Here is a 19,683-nt window from a genome sequence, read left to right on the forward strand (position 1 = left end):
AAGCGGCAATGTACCGGTGGCCGCCGCGCATGAGGAGGCGGCCCAACCCTGGTCACCGCAGGGACGGCCGACTCAAGTAAGGTCACCCTTAGCTGTACGTACGACGTGAACCCCCGGAGGCTCCCCGATGCCGCACACCGCTCCTCCCGACGGGGCGACCCGCAGGCCGCCCCGCATCCCGCGGCCGCGGCCCGTCGAGCGCGCGGACAGTGCGTGGGTGGCGCGGGCCGCGGAGCGCGGCGACTTCTGGGATGCCGTGCGGGCCGCGGGCGGAGCGCCGCTCGTCGAGCCCGACCCGCAGGGCGACGACGGGCAGCGGGTGGTCACCTTCCTGTGGCGCGGCACGGATGCGACGCGCGCCGTCCTGGTGATGCCCAACAAGATCGTCGACCCGCGTGACCTGGCCCGCAATCTGATGGAGCGGGTGCCGGGCACCGACATCTGGCACTGGTCGGTCCGGATGCGCGCCGACTGGCGTGCGACGTACGGCCTGTGCGTGGACGAGGGGGACGGGCCGCGGGCGGACGACGCCGCGTACTGGCCCTGGCTGCGGCAGCAGCAGCGGGCCGACCCGCTCAACGCGCGTACCCTCGCCCGGCGTTGGGGAGGCGAGCCGGTCTCGTACGTCGAGCTGCCGCAGGCGCCGACCGGCGACGACTGGCAGCGCCGCGACGGGGTCGCGCGCGGCACCGTCAGCACGCACACCGTCCGCAGCGAACTGCTCGGCAACGAACGGCGGGTGCACCTGTACGAGCCGCCGGGCGGCGGGCGCGACCTGCCGGTCCTGGTGCTCATGGACGGCGAGATGTGGCAGCCCGGCCTGGACGTCGCGGCCCTCCTGGACAACCTCATCGCCGACGGCCGCATCCCGCCGCTCGCCGCCCTGCTGCCCGAATCCCTCAGCGCCGACCAGCGCTGGGAGGAACTCGCCTGCAACGAACGCTTCGTCACCTTCCTGGAGACCGAACTGCTGCCCTGGGCGGGCGAGCGGCTCTCCCTGACCGGCGACCCGGCGCGGACCGTCGTCGCGGGCCAGAGCCTCGGCGGTCTCACTGCCGCGTACGCCGGAGTGATCGCGCCGGGCCGGTTCGGCCGCGTCCTCGCGCAGTCGGGTTCCTTCTGGTGGCCCGACGGCCCCGACCTCGAACGCTCCGAGTGGCTGACCGGGCGCATCGCCGCGAGCGAGAGGCTGCCCGTGCGGTTCTGGATCTCGGCCGGCGAGCAGGAGTGGGTCGCGCTGCCCGCCATGCGCAGGCTGCGCGCCACACTGCGCGAGAAGGGGTACGACGACGCCGTGTACCGCGAGTTCAACGGCGGGCACGACTACCTGTGCTGGCGCACCGAGCTCGCGGACGGACTCGTCGGGCTGCTCGGCGACCGGTCCGCGGTGGCCACCGCCGCCGCGTAACCCCCGGGGGCGGCCACGTCCCGCACCGTCCAGCCCCGGACGGCGAGGGGCGCGGGCCCTGTCCCCACGAGCAGCGTCGCCATCCCGCCACCGGCAAGACCCTCGCCCGTGCCCTTGAGGACCGCCTCCTTGCGGGTCCAGCAGCGGGCAAAGGCCAAGGGCCTGTCCGCATCAGGGAGTTCGGCCAGCTCCGCCTGTTCCCGCGGGTGCAGGGAAGCAGCCACATCGGCAAGGACCTCCGCGGACGGCAGCCTCTCCACGTCGGCGCCGACCGGCCGGTCCGCGAAGGCGAGCAGGGCCAGACCGTCCGTGTGCGAGAGGGAGAAGTGCGGGCCCGTGTCCGAGGCCACCGCGGGGCGGCCGTGCGGGCCGCCGCACAGCGGGCACGGAAGTCGCACCAGTTCCACCGCCGCCGGATCGACGGCGAGACGCTCGCCGAGGCCCCTGCGCAGCGCCGAGTGCGCCGCCGCGTACAGCTCCCGGTCCGCCGGGTTCCGCAACGCCGCCGCCCGGCGCCGCTCGTCGGCGTCGAGGAGCGACACGTCGAGTGGCGCCGGGCGGACCAGCTCGGTCTGCGTCACGCGGGCGGATCCTGGAGGCGGGCCACACAGCGACCGTGCGTCTGCGGGCCGTACACCGTGTGCCAGCCCTCGGGCACGCGGCGGAAGAGCGGCCACAGGGAGTACTCGCCGAGCGCGTTCTCCAGGACCAGGTGGGTCGGCTCGGTGTCACCGGAGTCGATGGCGTCGAAGGGGCCGGGTGCGGTCGTCATGCGTGGTCCAGCTCCTTGAGTCGGGCGGCGATGACGGCACAGACCTCGTCGAGGCGGTGCGGCTGGGTCAGCTCCGGGTGCAGGCAGTCCACGTCGTGGTTGCTGATCGAGCCGTTGACGTAGGGCGCCCAGGCCTCCCTGGTCAGCCAGTCCTCGGCGCGCGGCGCTGCCGCCGTGAAGAACAGCGCGTCGCCGTCGAAGGCGCGGTGCTCGTGCTCGCGCATCAGACGGGCGTTGTTGACCACGATGTCGAGCACCGCCGACAGGGTCCGGTCCGGCAGTCCCGCGAGGGCGCTGCCCTCGTGCTGGAGCGTGGCGAGGACATCCTCGCGGGTCAGCTCGTCCGTACGGTCGTAGCCGGCCATCCGCAGGAGCGCCGTGAGGGCGTCCGCCTCCTCCGGGACCACGGCGTCGCGCCACTGGTCGGACGGATAGGCGTCGAGCAGCGCCAGGAACTCGACGTCCTCGCCCGCCTCCTGGAGAAGCACGGCGACCGTGTGGGCGAGGACACCGCCCACGGACCAGCCGAGCAGCCGGTAGGGGCCGTGCGGCCGCACCGCGCGCAGCGCGTCGACGTACTCGGCCGCCATCTCCTCCATCGTGGCGGGGAGTTTGCCCTCGCCGTGCAGACCGCGCGCCTGGAGGCCGTACACCGGCTGGCCGGGGTCGAGCCGCGAGAGCAGCCCCGAGTAGCACCAGCTGATGCCGCCCGCCGGGTGGAACGCGAACAGCGGGGTGCGGTCGCCGCCCGCGCGCAGTGCGAGCAGCACGTTCAGGGCCTGGTCGGCCGCGCTGTGGTCCGCGTCCAGGTGGGCGGCGAGCGCCGCCGGGGTCTGCGCCGTGAAGAGCGTGCCGATGGTGAGCTTGGCGCCCAGGGTGTCGCGGATCCGGGAGACAAGGCGTGCCGCAAGGAGCGAGGTGCCGCCGAGGTCGAAGAACGCGTCGTCCACGCCGAGCTGGGGCACGCCCAGGATTTCGGCGAAGAGCCGCGTCAGCGTCTCCTCGCGGTGGCCGCTCGGCACCCGGCCGCCCTCGGCGGAGCCCTCGAAGGAGGGGGCGGGCAGGGCGCGCCGGTCCAGCTTGCCGTTCGGGCTGAGCGGGAAGTCGTCGAGGACGAGGATCGCGCCGGGCACCATGTAGTCGGGCAGGGACCGGGCGAGCCGGGCGCGCAGCTCCTCGGGGGCGGGGACGGCTCCGGTGTCGCTGGGCGTCACGTACCCGACGAGCCGCTGGTCGCCCGGTCGGTCCTCGCGGACCAGGACGCTGGCCGCGCCCACCGCGGCATCGGCCGCCAACTCGGCCTCGATTTCCCCCAGTTCGATGCGCAGGCCGCGCAGCTTCACCTGGTGGTCGGTGCGGCCCAGATACTCGATCTCGCCGTGCTCGGTCCAGCGCGCCAGGTCGCCCGTGCGGTACATGCGGGTGCCGGGCGGGCCGTAGGGGTCGGCGACGAACCTGGCCGCGGTCAGCTCGGGCCTGCCCAGGTACTCGGCTGCCAGCTGGGTGCCCGCCAGATACAGCTCGCCCTGGACGCCGGGCGGGCACGGCTGGAGCGCCGCGTCCAGGACGTACAGACGGGTGTTCCAGACGGGCTTGCCGATCGGCACCGGGCCCGTCGCGTCGGTGGCGCACGGGTGGTACGTCACGTCGACGGCGGCCTCGGTCGGACCGTACAGATTGTGCAGCGGTACGCCGTCGAGGACGCGCCCGAACTCCCGGACCGTCTCGCGCGGCAAGGCCTCGCCGCTGCAGAAGACGTGCCGCAGGCCCTTGCAGTCGGCGGCGGCCGGTTCGGCCAGGAACACCTGGAGCATCGAGGGCACGAAGTGGCAGACGGTGACGTCCTGTTCGCGGATGACGCGGGCCAGATACGCGGGGTCCTTGTGGCCGCCGGGCTCGGCGACGACGAGCGTCGCGCCCACCCGCAGCGCCCAGAAGAACTCCCACACCGACACGTCGAACCCGGACGGGGTCTTCTGCAATACCCGGTCGCCGGGCGCGAGTTCGTACTGGGCCTGCATCCAGCGCAGCCGGTTGTCGATCGCCGAGTGCGGCACGACGACGCCCTTGGGGCGGCCGGTCGAACCGGACGTGTAGATGACGTACGCGGGATGGTGCGGGGTGAGCGCGCGCGGCGGGTCGTACGAGCCGTAGGGCGTCGTGTCCAGGCCGTCCAGGGCGACCAGCGGAACACCCGAAGCGGGCACCCGGTCGGCGCGGTCGGCGATCACGCAGGCCGGCCCGGCGTCGTCCAGCATGTACGCGAGACGGTCCGCCGGATAGTCCGGGTCCAGGGGCAGATAGGCGCCGCCCGCCTTGAGCACGGCGAGGAGGGTGATCACCAGGTCCAGGGAGCGCGGCACGGCGACCGCCGCGAGCGCGCCCGGACGTACGCCGATCCCGGCGAGGTGGTGGGCGAGCCGGTTGGCGCGGGCGTTCAGCTCCGCGTACGTCAGCTCCTGGTCGCCGAAGACCAGGGCGGTGGCGTCCGGGGTGCGCACGGCCTGGCCCTCGATCGGGCCGATCAGCGTGGTCGGCGGCACCGGCTGCGCGGTGGCGTTGAACTCGTCGATCACCAGGGTGAGTTCGGCACGGCGGGCGATGGTGTGCTCGGCGAGCGGCGTGTGCGGCTCCGCCTCGGCGATGCGCTCCAGGAGCTCCATGAACCGCGCCTGGTGGGCGCCGAGTTCGTCCGGCTCGTACAGGGCGGGGTTGCCGTCGTAGTCGATGCGCAGACCGCTGCCGTCGGCACGGTCGTAGACGTTGACCGTGAGGTCCTCGACCGGGCCCGCCGACAGGTTGCGTGCCTGTGTGCGGGCGCCCGCGAACGTCAGGCCGTAGTCGAACGGCATGACGTTGACCAGCGGCCCCACCAGGGACCGGCCCTCGCCCAGGAGGCCCAGGTCGCGGCGGATGTCCTCGTAGCGGTAGCGCTGGTGGCGGCGGGCGGCGCGGATGCCGAGCACCACCTGCCGGGTCAGCTCGGCGAACGTCGCCTGCGGGGTCACGGTGAGCCGCAGCGGCAGCACGTTCATCACCATGCCGGGCACGCGCAGCGCCACCGAACCCATCCGGCCCATCATCGGCAGACCCAGCACCACCTCGGCGGAGCCGGTGGCCCGCGAGACGTACAGCGCCTGCGCGGCGACGAGCACCTCCGGCCAGGTCGCCCGCATCGAGGACGCCGCCTCGCGCAGCCGGGCCGTCGCCCCGGGGGAGAGGTGCGCGCTGCGGCGGTGGAAGGTGCGCGACGGCAGCGCGGTGCGCCCGGCCAGGTTGGGGGCGTCGGGGCGGTCGGCGAAGGCGCCGTCCCAGTGACGGCGGTCCGTCTCGAACGTCTCCGAGGCTCGGTAGGCGGTGTCCTCGGCGACCAGGTCCTCAAGCCGGCCGAAGGGACTCTCGCCCGGTTCCCCGCCCGCGGCGAGCGCGGTGTAGACCTCGGCGGTGCGGCGGGCGAGCAGCGAGTAACCGAAGCCGTCCATCACGATGTGGTGCACCCGCTGGTACCACAGCCAGCGTTCGTCGCCGACGCGGAACAGGGCGTGCGCGAACAGCGGCCCCGCCGCCAGGTCGAACGGCGTGGCCAGGTCCTCGCGCATCCACGCCTGCGCCTCGGCGTCCGGATCGGACGCGGCACGCAGGTCGCGCACCTTCAGCGGAAGCGTCGGCTCGACGACCTCCAACTGCTGTGGCCCGTCCGTCCCTTCGATGATCCGTACGCGCAGCGCATCGGCCTCGGAGACCACCTGGCGCAGCGTCCGCGCGAACAGCGACGGGTCGACGGGACCGTGGATCTCCAGGCACTCGGCCGTGTTCTGGGCCGGGCTTCCGGGGTCGAGCGCCTGCGCGAACCACATGCCCGACTGGGCAGCGGTGAGCCTCATGCCGAGGCTCCAAGGATCTTCGCCCAGGCCTCGACGGCGGGCTGCTCGGCCAGGTCCACGAACGTCGCGGTGATGTCGTGCTCACGGCGCCAGCGCTCGATGAGCGACATGATGCGCACCGAGTCGAGCCCGTAGTCGACGAGGTTCTCGTCGAGAGGGATGTCGGCGGGCTCCTCGCCCAGGACATCGGCGACGTCGGCCCGTATCAGTTCCACGCTGAGCGCCATGTCAGATCCCCTTCAGAACCGTGTCGGTGGTGGTGACGACCGCGCACCGGCCTGCCGCGTAGCGCAGCGCCATGTCGTGGTCCTCGCGCGAGAAGTCGGCCACGGCGTCCGCGACGACGAACGCCTGCACGTCCCGCATCCACGCGTCGCAGGCCGTCATCAGGACGCCGATGTGCGCGTACACGCCGACGATGACGATCTGGTCCCGGCCCGCCTCGCGCATGCGCTCCTCGAGGTCGGTACGGACGTACGCGCTGTACTTCCACTTCGTGAGCACGGTGTCGCCGGGCTCCGGCGCGACCGGGCCCGCGATCGCCTTCGCGTGCTCGTCGTCGGGCAGACCGGGTCCCCAGAAGTCCTGCTGGAGACCACGCTCGGCCGGCGACTGGCCGCCCGGCTGCGCGGAGTACAGGACCGGGATGCCGGCCGCCCGCGCCGACTTCGCCAACTCGGCCACATTCGCCAGCAGTTCGGTGGTCGGCGAGGTGTCGGGGGTGTAGGCGGTCAGGAAGTGGTTCTGCAGGTCGTGCACGAGCAGCACCGCCCGCTGCGGGTCGATGGTCCACGCGACCCGGTTGTCGGGCAGCTCGTCGGACGAGGGCATCGGGTACGGCGTGACGGCGGGAAGCGCCATGGTGTGGGGGCCTTTCGGGAATTCAGGAATGCAGGGGTGGACCGGGGATGCTGCCGGGCAGGGGCCCTCGCGCGGTGGTCGGCCGCGCGGTGGTCGGCCGCGCGGAGGTCAGGCCCCCGGAGCGGCGGCGGTCGTCCGCTGGTCCTTCTTGCTGATCTTGCCGATGCCGGTCTGCGGGAAAGCGGCCACGAACTCGACGCGGTCGGGGACCTTGTAGGCGGCGAGCCCCCGCTCCCGTACGAATTTCTTGATCACCACGGGCTTCAGCGGCTCGGCGTCCGCGCGCAGGATGACGTAGGCGAGGGTCCGCTCGCCGAGATACTCGTCGGGGACGGCGACGACCGACACGTCGTGGACGTGCGGGTGGGCGAGAATGATGTTCTCGACCTCCTCCGGCGCGATCTTCTCGCCGCCGCGGTTGATCTGGTCCTTCGCCCGGCCCTCGACGACCAGATGCCCGGTCGGCGTGCGGCTGACGATGTCGCCGGTGCGGTAGAAGCCGTCGGCGGTGAACGAACGGGCGTTGTGCTCGGGGGCACGCCAGTAACCGCGGATGGTGTACGGGCCGCGGGTCAGCAGATGGCCCGCCTGGCCTTCCGGGACGTCCTCGTCGAGGTCGTCGACGATGCGGACCTCGTCGTCCGGCGATATGGGGCGGCCCTGCGTGGTGACGATGGTCTCCGCCGGGTCGTCGAGCCGCGTGTAGTTGACCAGGCCCTCGGCCATCCCGAAGACCTGCTGGAGGGTGCAGCCCAGGGCCGGGGCGACCCGCCGGGCCGCCGACTCGCTGAACTTCGCGCCGCCCACCAGAAGCACCTCCAGGCTGGAGATGTCGTACGGCGTGGTGCGCCCGGCGTCGGTCCACACCAGGGCGAGCGGCGGGACGAGACCGGTGATCGTCACGCGTTCCCGCTCGATGAGGGGGAACGCGGTGTCCGGGTCGGGCTGCGGGCACATCACGACACGGCCGCCCGCGTAGAGCAGTCCGAGCGAACCGGGCGACGAGAGCGGGAAGTTGTGGGCCGCGGGCAGCGCCACGAGGAAGACGGAGTCCTCCGTCACGCCGCAGATCTCGTTCGAGCCCCACAGCGAGTACATGTAGTCGTCGTGGGTGCGCGGGATCAGCTTGGGCACGCCCGTGCTGCCGCCGGACAGCTGGAGGAACGCCAGGTCGGACGGCTCGGGTCCGTCGAGCGGCGCCGGCTCGCACGGTACGTCGGCCAGGGCCGTGTGCTCGCCGGGATCGCCGACCACGAACACCTCGCGCAGGGTGGGCACTTCGGCGAGGATCTTCGAGGCGAGGTCGCGGTGGTCGAAGCCGCCGGCCTTGTCCGGGATGACGTAGGCGACGGCCTCGGTGAACTCGCAGAAGTAGTGGATCTCCGTCTCGCGGTGCGCGGGCAGCGCGAAGACCGGCAGCGCGCCGATCCGGAAGAGCGCGAAGATCACCTCGAAGAACTCGGCGACGTTCGGCAGCTGGACGACGACCCGGTCACCCTTGGTGATGCCGCGTGCCGCGAACCCGGCGGCCAACTGGTCCGCGCGTACGTCGAGTTCGCCGTACGTCCAGTTCCGCTCGCCGTCCGTGACCGCCACCCGGGCCGGGTGTGCGTCGGCGCGCTCGCGGAGCATGCCGCCGAACGTCTCGCCGCGCCAGTACCCGGCTGCCCGGTACCGCTCGGCGAAGACCTCGGGGATGCGCGGTGCGTCTCTGCGGCTGTCTGCCGTCGTCATCGGTCGACCCCCACCGCGTCCAGGAACGTGCGGAACTTGGCGCCCGTCTCGGCGCGTTCGGCCTCCGGCGAGGAGTCCGCGACGACTCCCGCGCCCGCGAAGAGCCGCAGACGTCCGCTGCCGTCCTCCGTCTGCTCGGCCTCGGCGCAGCGGATCGTGACGACCCACTCGCCGTCGCCGCGTGCGTCGCTCCAGCCGACCATGCCGGTGTAGTGACCGCGGCCGAACGGCTCGAGCTCGCCGATGACGGCACGGGCGTGCCCGGTAGGGGTACCGCAGACGGCCGGAGTCGGGTGCAGGGCGGTGGCCAGGTCCAGGGCGGAGGTGGCCGGGTCTGCGAGCTCGCCGGTGACCGTCGTCGACAGGTGCCACATGGTGGCGGTGCGGACCAGGGTGGGCCGCTCCGGCACGTCGAGGTCGCCGCAGAACGGGGCCAGGGCCTTGTGCACGGCGTCCACCACGACGGCGTGCTCGTGCAGGTCCTTCGCCGATTCGAGCAGCGCGGCGGCCCGGCGCACGTCCTCGGCGAGGTCGGCCGAGCGGGGCGTGGAACCGGCGAGCGGGTTGGCCGTGAGCCGGTTGCCGTGCCGGGAGACGAGCAGCTCCGGGCTTGCGCCCAGGAGGGTGCGGCCCGCGCCCGTGGGTACGGCGAAGGAGTAGCCGCGCGGGTCGCGGCGGGCCAGGCGCTGGAGCATGGCGGGCAGGTCGAGCGGGCCGTCCGCGGACAGCTCAAGGGTGCGGGCCAGGACGACCTTGTCGAACTCGCCGATCTTCATGCGGGCCACGGCGGCCCCGACCGAAGCGGCGTACTGGTCGCCCGACGGAACCTCGCGCACCTGCCAGCCGCCCGCCGTGGCCGGCGGCGGCGTGGGCAGCGCGACGAGCGGGTCGGTGCGCAGGGCGGGCGCCCAGCGTGCCGCTTCGGGCACGGCGAGCACCGCGGGCTCGGCGGGGTCGAAGGGGATGGAGCCGACCACGACCGGGGCCTGGTTGCCCGCGCGCAGCTGGGCGTCGAGGGTCGCGGCGACCCGCTCCGCCAACGGCCGCTCGTCGTGCGGTACTTCGGCTGCCGTGCCGTGGGCGAGGAGGGTGCGGGTGGGCGACGCGAAGAACCGGGTGTCGCCGGGTCGGTAGGCGTCGAGCAGCGCGGTCGCCGCGCCGACGGCCCCGGGGGTGGTGGGGGCGTCGAGTGCGACCACGTCATTGGGGGGTGTCACGGATGACTCCTCGTCAAGTAGGGGAGGGCGGCGCGGTCTTCAGGCGCGCAGGGTGGCGCCGCCGTCCACGTACAGGTCGTGCATGGTGATGTGCCGGGCCCGGTCGGAGACCAGGAAGGCGACCGCTTCGGCGATGTCGGAGGGGTCGGCGATCCGGCCGAGCGGGATGCCGACCCGGTAGGAGGCGCTGTCGCCCTCGATGACGCGGGCCGCGGCCTGCTCGTGATCGTCCGTCCACAGCTGCCGCTGCATGTCGGTATGGGTGGAGCCGGGCGACACGACGTTGCAGCGCACGCCGTCGCGGGCCACCTCGAGGCCGAGACATTTGGTGAACATCGTGGCCGCGGCTTTGGACGCGGCGTACGCGGCCATCTGGGTACGGGGCACGCCCGCGGCGTTCGAGCCGACCGTGACGATGGACCCTTTGCCCCGCGCGGTCATGCGGCGGGCCGCGGCGCGCGAGGTGTGGAAGACGCCGTTCGTGTTGACGGCGAACGTCTCCGCCCAGTCGGTGTCGGTGAGTTCGACGACCGGGGCGGGCCTGAGGATGCCCGCCACATTGACGAGGATGTCCAACGGCCCCGCGGTGCGCTCGATTTCCTCGAACGCCGCGTCCACGGCTGCCGCGTCGGTGACGTCGAGGACGAGGCCGGTGATGAGGCCGCCGCCGGCCCGCTGCCCGTCGGTCCGCTGCTCGGTGTCCTGCTGCCCGGCGTCCTGCTTCTTGACGTCGGGCGACCGGTCGGCGGCCACGACCCGCGCGCCGCGCTCGGCGAGCGCGCGGGCCACTGCCTGTCCGATGCCCCGGCCCGCGCCGGTGACCAGGGCCACCCGGCCCGCGAGCTCCGGGCCGGCCGCGCCGGAGTCGGCTATGCCGGAAGTCACTTGCCCATCGCCTTCTCGACGTCGTCGAGGACGGAGACGGCGGCCTGCGCGCCGCCCAGGCTGGTCCACTTCGAGCCGTCGATCTCGGTGGTGTGGTCCTTCTTGACGGCGTCGAGCTGCTTGTAGGCGGCCTTGCCCTTGAGCTCCTCGAAGAGCTTGGCGTCCGGGCCCGCGGAGCCGAGCGTGCCGATGAACAGCCAGTCGGCGTCGATCTGCTTCAGGTCCTCGTCGCTGAGCGGCGTCGAGTGGCCCTCGCCCTTCTTGTTCTGGATGCCGGGCCGCTTGAAGCCGAGGTCCTTCAGGACGTCGGAGATGAAGACGCCCTGCTGCATCACGGCGGTGCCCTTGGCGGAGTAGCGCGCCACGGAGACGCTCGCGCCGGCGTTGTCACCGAGGTTCTTCTGCACGTCGGCGGCCTTGGTGTCGTAGTCGTCGAGGAAGGTGCTCGCCTCGTCGGACTTGCCGAGCACCTTGCCGGTGAGCTCCAGGGACTTCTTCCAGTCCTTGGTCCTGTCGATCGTGACGACGGTCGGGGCTATCGCCTTGAGCTGCTTGAGGACCTGCTGGTCGGCGAGCTGGCCGGCGAGGATGACGTCCGGCTTGGCCTGGAGGACCTTCTCGACGTCGGGCCCGGTGACCGCGCCCACCACCGGGATGTCCTTGGCCTGGTCGGCCAGGTACTCGGGGGCGCCCTTCTGGCCTCTGCCCGCCGAAAGGCCGACGGGCTTGACCTTCAGGGCGAGGGCGGAGTCCAGGTCCATCTCGCTCAGCGCGACGACCTTCTGCGGATTGGCCGGAACCTTTACCTCCGCACCGGAGGCGTCGGTCACGGTGACGCTCTTGCCGGCGTTTTTGGCCTTGTCCCCCGAGGAAGAGTCGTCGGACGAGTCGGAACCGCAGGCGGAGAGGGCGAGCGCGGAGGCCAGAGCAAGGGCCGCAACCGCGGTCAACCGGGTACGCGGGGTGTGGTTCGAGGACATGTCCGTGATCTCCATGCTTCTGAAGTCCGGGGGTCAGACCGGACATAAGGGTTATCCCTGGCCGTGTCGGGGCATGACGAAATCCCCCTGAGGGAACAGGGAGTTCGCCCGCACCCCGACTCGGGGCTCCAGGTCAAGGTTAGGTTAGGCTAACTTCATGTTGGTTGCGCAAGGGGGGCCGGTCCCAACGTCCGGATCCAGACCTCCGATACCGGACTTGGCGAAGATGCATCGCCCCACGCTGTGGGCGGCGGCCGGCCTCGTCGTCCTGCTTCTGCTGCTCGGCCTGCTTTCGCTCCTGGTCGGATCCGGGTCGACGCCGATGGGCCGCGCCTGGGACTTCCTCACCGGAGATCCCTCCGCCCGGGCCGACGCCCAGATCCGGCTGGCCGTCATGGACGTACGCCTCCCGCGTACGCTCGCCGGCGTCCTGGTCGGCGTCGCCCTCGGCGCGGCGGGCTGCCTCCTCCAGGCCGTCACGCGCAACCCGCTCGCCGAGACGGGACTCCTCGGGGTCAACTCCGGGGCCGCGCTCGGCGTGGTGATCGGCCTCACCTACTTCGAAGTGACCTCGGCCTACGGCGTGTTGGTGTGGGCCCTGGTCGGCGGCATGGCCGCGAGCGCGGTGGTGCTGCTGCTCGCCGCTTCCGGGCGGGCCGCGGGCTCGCCGCTGCGGCTCGTGCTCGCCGGGTCGGCGCTCGGCGCCACCTTCCACGGCATGACCTCGTACGTCCTGCTGGGCGAGCAGGCCACCTTCGACACCTACCGCTACTGGACCATCGGTTCACTGGCCGGCATCAAGACGTCGGAGACCTACCCCCTGATCCCGCTGATCGCGGCCGGTCTCCTGATCGCCTTCTGCTGCGTACGTCCGCTGGCCGCGCTCGCGCTCGGCGACGACAGCGCACGCTCCCTGGGCCACCACCCGGGGCGCATCCGCCTGATCGTCGCGGGGGCCGTGACGCTCCTCGCGGGCTCGGCGGTCGCCCTCGCGGGACCCATCGCCTTCCTCGGCCTGCTCGCCCCGTACGCCGCCCGCGCCGTGACAGGACCCCGGATGGCGGGCCAGCTGGTCCTCTCCGCGCTGGTCGCCGCGAACGTGATGATCGCCGCCGACCTGCTCGCCAGGATCGTGATCCGCCCCTGGGAGACCCCGGTGAGCGTGCTTCTCGCCTTCATCGGCGGCCCGTTGCTCATCTGGATCGCACGCTCGCAGCGGATGTCCACGGCGGGAGTCGCCTCGTGAGCGCTCCAGAGACATCCGAGTCGGGGGCCCCGGAAGCCCCGAAAGCAGTGCCGGCCGACATCACCCCGCCCGATTCCAAGGCCGTCCGCGCCGGGACCTTCTCCTGGCTCTTCCCCTACCGCAGCGCCCTCGCCGCCGTCGGACTCACGCTCCTCATCGGGGTGGTCGTCGCGCTCGCCACCTTCGCGAGCTCCACCGGAATGAGCTTCTCCGACAGCCTCTCCGGACTGCTCGGAACGGGCGATTCCGCCACCGTCATGCTGGTGCAGGACTTCCGCCTCCCGCGGATCGCCGTCGGGCTCATGGTCGGCGCCGCGCTCGGCATCGCCGGATGCCTGACCCAGACGCTCGCGGGCAACCGCCTCGCCACCCCCGACATCATCGGCGTCAACGAAGGCGCCACCGCGGCCGTCGTCGCCTCCGTCGTCGGCTCGTCCACCGGCATGATCGGCGACTGGTGGCTCGGGCCGCTCGGCGCCGCTGCCGCGGCCATGGTCGTCGTCGCCTGCGCGGGCGGCGCCGGCAGCGGGGGATACCGCATCCTCGTGGTCGGCATCGGCGTCTCCACCGTCATCGGCGCCGTCACCGACCTCGTCATGTCCCGCGAGAACGACAACACCGCGGGTGGCGTCTTCCTCTGGACCGTCGGCTCGCTCAGCGGCCGCGACTGGAGCGTGGGCACGCCCCTGTCCTTCCTCCTGCTCGTCCTCGTCCCGCTCGCCCTCGTCGCGGGCAGCCGCCTGCAACTCCTGCGCTTCGACGACGACATGGCGGCCACACTCGGCGTCAACGTCCGCCGCGTGCGCGCCGTGACCCTCGCGCTCGCCGTGGCCCTGTCCGGCGTCGCCGTCGGCATCGGCGGCCCCATCGCCTTCGTCGCGCTCGCCGCGCCCGTCGTGGCAGGCCGGCTCAGCGGCCCGACCCGGGTCCCGGTCATCGGCTCGGCCCTGGTCGGCGCGGCCCTCGTGGGCGCCGCCGACGCACTGGGCCGCGTCGTCGCCCCCGTGGAGATCCCGGTCGGCGTCATCACCAGCGTCCTCGGCGGACCCTTCCTCCTCTGGGTCCTCTTCGGCAAGAATTCCGAGCAGCAGACCGGAAAGGCCTGACCCCCGTGCAACTGACCGTCGAGGCGCTCACCTCCGGATACCCCGGCCACACCGCCGCCGTGGACGGCGTCGACCTGACCATCCCCAGCGGGCAGGTCGCCGCCATCGTCGGCCCCAACGGCTGCGGCAAGTCGACGCTCCTGCGCTCCATATCCCGCCTGCACAAGCCGAGTTCGGGCACGGTGCGGGCCGGGGACGAGGACGTGTGGCAGCTCACCCAGCGCCGAGCCGCCCACCGCATCGCGCTGCTCGCCCAGTCCCCGCAGGCCCCCGAGGCTGTCACCGTCGCCGGACTCGTCCGCTACGGCCGCCACCCCCACCAGGGCCTGTTCCGCCAGTGGTCCCGCGAGGACGAGGCCGCCGTACGCGAGGCCCTCGAAGCCACCGGCACCACGGACCTCGCCACGCGCCGCCTCGACCACCTCTCCGGCGGTCAGCGCCAGCGCTGCTGGCTCGCGATGGTCCTCGCGCAGCAGACGCCGATCGTGCTCCTCGACGAGCCGACCAGCGCCCTGGACCTCGGGCACGCCGTCGAAGTCCTCTCCCTGGTACGGGAGGTGGCCGCCGCGGGCCGCACCGTCGTCATGGTCCTGCACGACCTGGCGAGCGCCGCCCGTTACGCCGACACCGTCATCGCCATGAACGCGGGCAAAGTCGTCGCCAACGGCCCGGCCCGCGAAGTGGTGACCGCCGATCTCGTCAAGGAGCTGTACGGGATCGACGCGGACATCCTGCGGGCGCCGGGCGACGGCTCCCCGGTGGTCGTACCGTCGGCAAAGGCGACGACCGTGCACGCTCCGGCGAAGACGGTCAAGCAGTCCGGCTGACCGCGAAGTCCGCAGCCGTCCACGCGAGCCCCACCGCCCCGTCGACCATGGTCTGCTCGGCGGCCGGGGTGGCCGCCGCGGCGGCGAACTCCGGCTGGTGCGGGCCGCAGCCGCCCCCGCTGATGTCGAGCACGGGGTGGATGGAGGGCACGACGTGCGAGACGTTGCCCATGTCCGTGGAGGCGAAGGGCCCGCGCCGCTGCGGTTCGGGGCGTCCCACGGCGCGCGCGTTCGCCTCCCACAGCGCGAGGAGACCGGCATCGGAGCGGAAGTCGAGATAGTCGGGCGCGGGCTGCTCCAGCTCCACCGCGCACCCGGCCGCGAGCGCCCCCGCCCGGAAGCAGTCGGCCACCCGCTCCCGCAGCTCCCGCAGTTCCTCCACCGACGGAGTCCGCAGCGCGTACGCGGCGCTCGCCCGCTCCGGGATCGCGTTCAGCGCCGTCCCGGCCTCCGTGGTGATCCCGTGCACCTTCCACTCGCCGGGCAACTGCTGCCTGAGCAGCCCGAGAGCGACCTGCGCCACCGTCAGCGCGTCGGCCGCGTTCCGCCCGTCCTGCGGGTTGAGCGCGGCGTGCGCGGACTTGCCCGTGTACGTCACCGAGAGCGCCCCCATCGCGTACGAGTGGAAGTCGGCCACCTCGAACGGACACGGATGCACCATCATCGCCGCGTCGACCCCCTCGAAGGCCCCGGCATCGAGCAGCAGCGCCTTCCCCGCGCCGCTCTCCTCGGCCGGAGTGCCCAAGACGCGCACGGTGAGCCCCAGTTGGTCCACGAACGGCGCGAGTCCGAGCGCGGCCCCCACGCCCGCCGCCGCGATCAGATTGTGCCCGCAGGCATGCCCCATGCCGGGCAGCGCGTCGTACTCACAAGTCAACGCGACGGTCACGGGACCCGACCCCAGGGTCGCCGCGAAGGCGGTGTCCAGCCCGTATGCCCCGGCGGTGACCGCGAAGCCGTGACCGCGCAGCACGTCCGCGCACCACCCGGCGGCCTGCCGCTCCTCGAAGGCGATCTCCGGATGGGCGTGGATCCGCCGGCTGAGCCCGACGAGCTCGCCTCGCACCTCACCGATCCGAGCCCGGATCTCCTCCTTGAGCCCGTCGCCTGCCACACGTCCTCCTCGCCACTGCCGCCGGCCCCCGCCCGGACAGCTTACGGTCGGCCGTCCGCCGGGCCTCAGACCGGCAGCAGCCGTCCGATCAGCGCGCTGAGCTGCCGGGCGTTGCGGCACTCGTACATCTCCACGAACTCCGCGTAGGTACCGGCCGCCGAGTCGCCCGTCTGCCACTGGGCGCGGCCCTCCGGGTTGAGCCAGTACAGCTTGCGGGCGCGGGAGGCGATCGCGCGCAGCGCGGGGACGTTCGGGTCGCTCATGTTCGTGCGGGCGTCTCCGAGCACGAAGACCGTGGAGCGCGACGTGACCGCCGCGGCGTACCGCTCGGCGAACTCGCCCAGGGAGGTGCCGTAGTCGCTGCTGCCGTGGTAGCCGGTGACCGCCGCTCCCGAGATGATGCGGCTGCCCAGGCCCTCGGGGTCGGCCGTGCCCCGCGCGATCAGACCGGTCACCTCGTCGACGCGGTTGACGAAGGCGAACACCCGCACCTTGCTGAACTGGTCGTGCAGCGCCTGGACGAGCAGCATCGTGAAGTTGGCGAAGCCCGCCACAGAGCCGGACACGTCGCACAGGAGGACCAGTTCGGGGCGCGCGGGACGGCGCCGGCGCAGGACCGGGCGCATCGGCACACCGCCCGTCGAGAGGGAGCCACGCAGCGTTCTGCGCAGGTCGATGTGGCCGCGGGCCGCCCGGCGGCGGCGCGCGGCCAGGCGCGTCGCAAGCTTGCGGGCCAGCGGCTGGACGGTGCGGCGCAGTTCGTCGAGCTGCGCGCGGCCCGCGAGGAGGAAGTCGGCCCGGTCGGCGGTCGGAGCGATGGCACGCCGCGCGATCACGTCCGCGCCGCGCCGCTCGGCGACCCGGCGGCGCGCTTCGGCGCCCACCTGGCCGCGGAAGTTCTCGATGCGGCGGCGGATCTCGTCGGCGGTTAGCCGGTCGGTGAATTCGCCTTCGGCCGTTCCCTCGCGGATACCGGCCAGGATGCGGGCAAGCAGCGTCTCCGGGCGGAGCCGCGACAGGGTCTGGTGCGACGACCAGCCGTCCGAACCGCCGCTGCCGCCGGACCCGGGCCGCGTTCCGTACCCGCCCATGCCGTCGACCGCCTCGGCCGCCAGCCGGGCGAGCAGCGCCTGGTCGTCGGCGGCGAGCGCGGCGGCAAGACGGTCACGCAGGTCGTCCCTGTCGAACTCCCGCTCCGAGCCGGAGTCGTCGAGCAGGTCCGGAGCGCCGACCCCGCGCGGAAAGTACAGGTCGAAGACCGGGTCGAACACCGGCCGCTGCCCCTCGCCGTGCAGCAGCGCGGCGGCCAGGCCCTCCCGTATCCGCTCCCGGTCGTCGAGGCCCAGGGCATCGAGCGCCTGCCCGGCGTCCACCGTCTCGCCCGTACCGATCCGGATGCCGTGCGAGCGCAGCGCCTGCACGAGCGCGGTGAGCCGCTCCGGGACCCCGGTGGCCGAAGGGTTCATACGGCGTCCAGGTCCAGTTTGGCCGCCGCCTTCAGCACGTCGTCCTGGTGCTTGAGCACGACGCCGAGACTGTCGCGTACGACGTCCTCGTCGAGCGAGTCGGCGCCCAGCGCGAGGAGCGTGCGGGCCCAGTCGATGGTCTCCGCGACCGACGGCACCTTGCGCAGGTCCATCGCGCGCAGCGCACCGACCACGCGCACGACGGACCGCGCGAGCGCCTCGTCGAGTCCGGGCACCTTCAGGCGCACGATGCGGCGCTCCAACTCCTCGTCGGGGAAGCCGATGTGGAGGAAGAGACAGCGGCGGCGCAGCGCCTCGGAGAGCTCGCGGCTCGCGTTCGAGGTGAGGACGGTGAAGGGGCGGTTCTCCGCCGTGATGGTGCCCAGCTCGGGGACGGTGACCTGGAAGTCGCTCAGGACCTCCAGGAGAAGACCCTCCACCTCGACGTCCGCCTTGTCGGTCTCGTCGATCAGGAGCACCTTGCGGTCGCTGCCGCGGATCGCGGTGAGCAGCGGGCGCGGGAGCAGGAACTCCTCGCTGAAGATGTCCGTGCGCGTCTCGTCCCAGGACTCGTCGCGGCCCGCGGTGATGCGCAGGAGCTGTTTGGCGTGGTTCCACTCGTAGAGCGCGCGGGACTCGTCCACGCCCTCGTAGCACTGGAGGCGGACCAGGCGCGCGTTTGCCACCTCGGCGACCGCCTTGGCGAGTTCGGTCTTGCCGACCCCCGCCGGACCCTCCACGAGCAGCGGCTTGCCCAGGCGGTCGGCCAGGAAGACGGTGGTGGCGACTGCCGTCGAGGCCAGATAGCCCGTCTCGGCGAGCCGCGCGGCGACATCGTCCACGGATGAGAAGAGCAACGGGGCCTCCGGCTTGTGCGGGCTTGTACGGCTGGGGCGGTGGGCGGCTGGGGCGGTGTGCGGCTTCCGCCACCTGATCAGGCCGCCGGGCCGCTCCACAACGGGGGCGGCGCGTTTGCGTCGAACGTCACGTGAGGGCGTCCGCACCCGCCGCGGTCTGCTGAGTCCGGTACCGAGACCCACCGGGATCCATGGTTCCTTCTCGTATCCTTGCGGCATGAGGCGGACCTCCTTTGCCGACTGGCCCTGCTCCATCGCCCGCACCATGGATCTGCTGGGCGACTGGTGGACGCCGCTCGTGCTGCGCGAGGCGTTCTACGGGATCAAGCGGTTCGACGTCTTCCAGCAGCAGCTGGGCATCGCGCGCAACACCCTGACCGACCGGCTTCGCCGCCTGGTCGACGAGGGCCTGATGGAGAAGCGCGCCTATCAGAGCGAGCCCGTGCGCTACGACTACGTGCTCACCGAGAAGGGCCGTGACTTCTTCGGCGTGCTCGCCGTGATGAACAGCTGGGGAAACCGCTGGCTGAGCGGCGACGAAGGGGCGCCGGTCGTCTTCGAGCACGACCGCTGCGGGCACGAGAGCGAGCCCGAGGTGGTCTGCGGTCACTGCAAGGAGCCGATGTCGGCCGCGGACACCCACCCGCGCATCGGCCCCGGCTACCCCGCGCGTCTTGCCGAACGGCCGGACATCAGGGAGCGCTTCACCCGCTGAACCCTTGTCCCGCTGTCGGTTCTTTCACCCTTGACGAGTGAGTCTATCTACGCAACTCTCGTGGTCAGCCACCATACGAGCTGTGACAGAGGCGGCTGATGCTGCCGGAGAGAGGCGACCCACGATGGAGTGGACAGGCGCGCGCTACGCGGACAAACCGACGGTCGAGGTGCGCACACGGATCGCCGCGTCACCGGAACACGTGTGGGAACTCGTCTCCGACATCGGCCTGATGCCCAAGCTGAGCGCGGAGCTCCGGTCCGTCGAATGGCTGGACGGGGCGGCCGGCCCCGCGCTCGGCGCCCGGTTCGCCGGCCGCAGCGAGCACGCGTCGTTCGGCGCGTGGCAGACCACGTCGTACGTCGTTCAGTGCGAGGCCCCGCGTGTCTTCGCCTGGGCGGTCGAGGACCCCGAACGGCCCAGCGCCGTCTGGCGGTTCAGCCTCGCGGCGGCGGACGACGGCTGTACGGAGCTGACCCAGTGGGTGCAGATGGGTCCAGGACGCTCGGGCCTCTCGCAGGCGATCGACCGGATGCCGGAGAAGGAACAGAAGATCGTGTACGTACGGATGCGGGAGTTCGAGCAGAACATGACGGCCACGCTGGACGCGA

The 19,683-nt window shown here is 72.5% G+C and carries 18 protein-coding genes; 6 read left to right on the forward strand and 12 right to left on the reverse strand.

Translation table 11 applies throughout. From position 1 onward, the window contains the following. Positions 1 to 127: 127 nt before the first annotated feature. The gene (gene fes, locus ACQKIP_RS05360) at positions 128 to 1,408 is read left to right on the forward strand and encodes an enterochelin esterase (protein WP_365855508.1); all 1,281 of its coding nucleotides are present in this window, start codon (positions 128 to 130) and stop codon (positions 1,406 to 1,408) included. Here fes and ACQKIP_RS05365 read toward each other — a convergent pair. The 9 genes from ACQKIP_RS05365 to ACQKIP_RS05405 form a co-directional block, all read right to left on the reverse strand. Further along, a complete protein-coding gene (locus ACQKIP_RS05365) occupies positions 1,324 to 1,989 on the reverse strand; it encodes a 4'-phosphopantetheinyl transferase family protein (protein ID WP_365855506.1) in 666 nt (221 codons plus the stop codon). The two genes, fes and ACQKIP_RS05365, sit on opposite strands and share 85 nt — an antisense overlap. Then, entirely contained in the window at positions 1,986 to 2,180 is a 195-nt protein-coding gene (locus ACQKIP_RS05370; RefSeq protein ID WP_365855504.1) for an MbtH family NRPS accessory protein, read from the reverse strand. The genes ACQKIP_RS05365 and ACQKIP_RS05370 overlap by 4 nt, the downstream gene beginning before the upstream one ends. After that, entirely contained in the window at positions 2,177 to 6,064 is a 3,888-nt protein-coding gene (locus ACQKIP_RS05375; protein WP_365855502.1) for an amino acid adenylation domain-containing protein, read from the reverse strand. The genes ACQKIP_RS05370 and ACQKIP_RS05375 overlap by 4 nt, the downstream gene beginning before the upstream one ends. After that, on the reverse strand, positions 6,061 to 6,291 hold the full coding sequence (locus ACQKIP_RS05380; RefSeq protein WP_365855500.1) for a phosphopantetheine-binding protein: 231 nt from the start codon (positions 6,289 to 6,291) through the stop codon (positions 6,061 to 6,063). The genes ACQKIP_RS05375 and ACQKIP_RS05380 overlap by 4 nt, the downstream gene beginning before the upstream one ends. A 1-nt stretch (position 6,292) precedes the next feature. Then, positions 6,293 to 6,925, reverse strand: coding sequence for an isochorismatase family protein (locus ACQKIP_RS05385; RefSeq protein ID WP_365855498.1), 633 nt, complete (start codon positions 6,923 to 6,925; stop codon positions 6,293 to 6,295). 108 nt (positions 6,926 to 7,033) lie between these two features. After that, on the reverse strand, positions 7,034 to 8,659 hold the full coding sequence (locus ACQKIP_RS05390) for a (2,3-dihydroxybenzoyl)adenylate synthase (protein ID WP_365855496.1): 1,626 nt from the start codon (positions 8,657 to 8,659) through the stop codon (positions 7,034 to 7,036). Then, complete coding sequence (dhbC, locus tag ACQKIP_RS05395; protein WP_365855494.1) at positions 8,656 to 9,876, reverse strand: isochorismate synthase DhbC; 1,221 nt, start codon at positions 9,874 to 9,876, stop codon at positions 8,656 to 8,658. Before dhbC ends, ACQKIP_RS05390 begins: the two co-directional genes overlap by 4 nt. Positions 9,877 to 9,915: 39 nt before the next feature. Next, a complete protein-coding gene (locus ACQKIP_RS05400; RefSeq protein WP_365855492.1) occupies positions 9,916 to 10,761 on the reverse strand; it encodes a 2,3-dihydro-2,3-dihydroxybenzoate dehydrogenase in 846 nt (281 codons plus the stop codon). Next, complete coding sequence (locus ACQKIP_RS05405; protein WP_365855490.1) at positions 10,758 to 11,741, reverse strand: iron-siderophore ABC transporter substrate-binding protein; 984 nt, start codon at positions 11,739 to 11,741, stop codon at positions 10,758 to 10,760. The genes ACQKIP_RS05400 and ACQKIP_RS05405 overlap by 4 nt, the downstream gene beginning before the upstream one ends. A 226-nt stretch (positions 11,742 to 11,967) precedes the next feature. Here ACQKIP_RS05405 and ACQKIP_RS05410 point away from each other — a divergent pair, with 226 nt between their 5' ends. From ACQKIP_RS05410 to ACQKIP_RS05420, 3 genes are read left to right on the forward strand one after another with little or no spacing between them, the layout of a single operon-like run. Further along, positions 11,968 to 12,987, forward strand: coding sequence for a FecCD family ABC transporter permease (locus ACQKIP_RS05410; protein ID WP_365855815.1), 1,020 nt, complete (start codon positions 11,968 to 11,970; stop codon positions 12,985 to 12,987). Beyond that, a complete protein-coding gene (locus ACQKIP_RS05415) occupies positions 12,984 to 14,093 on the forward strand; it encodes a FecCD family ABC transporter permease (RefSeq protein WP_365855488.1) in 1,110 nt (369 codons plus the stop codon). The genes ACQKIP_RS05410 and ACQKIP_RS05415 overlap by 4 nt, the downstream gene beginning before the upstream one ends. A 5-nt stretch (positions 14,094 to 14,098) precedes the next feature. After that, positions 14,099 to 14,920, forward strand: coding sequence for an ABC transporter ATP-binding protein (locus ACQKIP_RS05420; RefSeq protein ID WP_365855486.1), 822 nt, complete (start codon positions 14,099 to 14,101; stop codon positions 14,918 to 14,920). Here the strand turns inward: ACQKIP_RS05420 and ACQKIP_RS05425 are convergent. From ACQKIP_RS05425 to ACQKIP_RS05435, 3 genes are all read right to left on the reverse strand, one after another. Further along, positions 14,904 to 16,034, reverse strand: a complete 1,131-nt coding sequence (locus ACQKIP_RS05425) for an amidohydrolase (protein ID WP_365855484.1) — start codon at positions 16,032 to 16,034, stop codon at positions 14,904 to 14,906. The genes ACQKIP_RS05420 and ACQKIP_RS05425 overlap by 17 nt on opposite strands. A 65-nt stretch (positions 16,035 to 16,099) precedes the next feature. Next, the gene (locus ACQKIP_RS05430; RefSeq protein WP_365855482.1) at positions 16,100 to 17,500 is read right to left on the reverse strand and encodes a vWA domain-containing protein; all 1,401 of its coding nucleotides are present in this window, start codon (positions 17,498 to 17,500) and stop codon (positions 16,100 to 16,102) included. Then, positions 17,497 to 18,357, reverse strand: a complete 861-nt coding sequence (locus ACQKIP_RS05435; protein ID WP_365855480.1) for an AAA family ATPase — start codon at positions 18,355 to 18,357, stop codon at positions 17,497 to 17,499. The genes ACQKIP_RS05430 and ACQKIP_RS05435 overlap by 4 nt, the downstream gene beginning before the upstream one ends. A 217-nt stretch (positions 18,358 to 18,574) precedes the next feature. Between ACQKIP_RS05435 and ACQKIP_RS05440 the strand changes: the two genes are divergently transcribed. Beyond that, positions 18,575 to 19,072, forward strand: coding sequence for a winged helix-turn-helix transcriptional regulator (locus tag ACQKIP_RS05440; protein ID WP_365855478.1), 498 nt, complete (start codon positions 18,575 to 18,577; stop codon positions 19,070 to 19,072). Positions 19,073 to 19,196: 124 nt separating this feature from the next. Further along, positions 19,197 to 19,683, forward strand: a 487-nt coding sequence (locus ACQKIP_RS05445; protein ID WP_427742229.1) for an SRPBCC family protein, incomplete at its 3' end; no start/stop codon positions are given.

The sequence above is a fragment of the Streptomyces sp. NPDC059900 genome (genome assembly GCF_050270335.1).
Classification (GTDB): Bacteria; Actinomycetota; Actinomycetes; order Streptomycetales; family Streptomycetaceae; genus Streptomyces.

Bases quoted from the DNA above. Each gene is read 5' to 3' on its own strand.
- fes (WP_365855508.1), top strand. From the start codon at position 128: ATGCCGCACACCGCTCCTCCCGACGGGGCGACCCGCAGGCCGCCCCGC.
- ACQKIP_RS05370 (WP_365855504.1), bottom strand. From the start codon at position 2,180: ATGACGACCGCACCCGGCCCCTTCGACGCCATCGACTCCGGTGACACC.
- ACQKIP_RS05375 (WP_365855502.1), bottom strand. From the start codon at position 6,064: ATGAGGCTCACCGCTGCCCAGTCGGGCATGTGGTTCGCGCAGGCGCTC.
- ACQKIP_RS05380 (WP_365855500.1), bottom strand. From the start codon at position 6,291: ATGGCGCTCAGCGTGGAACTGATACGGGCCGACGTCGCCGATGTCCTG.
- ACQKIP_RS05385 (WP_365855498.1), bottom strand. From the start codon at position 6,925: ATGGCGCTTCCCGCCGTCACGCCGTACCCGATGCCCTCGTCCGACGAG.
- ACQKIP_RS05390 (WP_365855496.1), bottom strand. From the start codon at position 8,659: ATGACGACGGCAGACAGCCGCAGAGACGCACCGCGCATCCCCGAGGTC.
- ACQKIP_RS05405 (WP_365855490.1), bottom strand. From the start codon at position 11,741: ATGTCCTCGAACCACACCCCGCGTACCCGGTTGACCGCGGTTGCGGCC.
- ACQKIP_RS05410 (WP_365855815.1), top strand. From the start codon at position 11,968: ATGCATCGCCCCACGCTGTGGGCGGCGGCCGGCCTCGTCGTCCTGCTT.
- ACQKIP_RS05430 (WP_365855482.1), bottom strand. From the start codon at position 17,500: ATGAACCCTTCGGCCACCGGGGTCCCGGAGCGGCTCACCGCGCTCGTG.
- ACQKIP_RS05440 (WP_365855478.1), top strand. From the start codon at position 18,575: ATGAGGCGGACCTCCTTTGCCGACTGGCCCTGCTCCATCGCCCGCACC.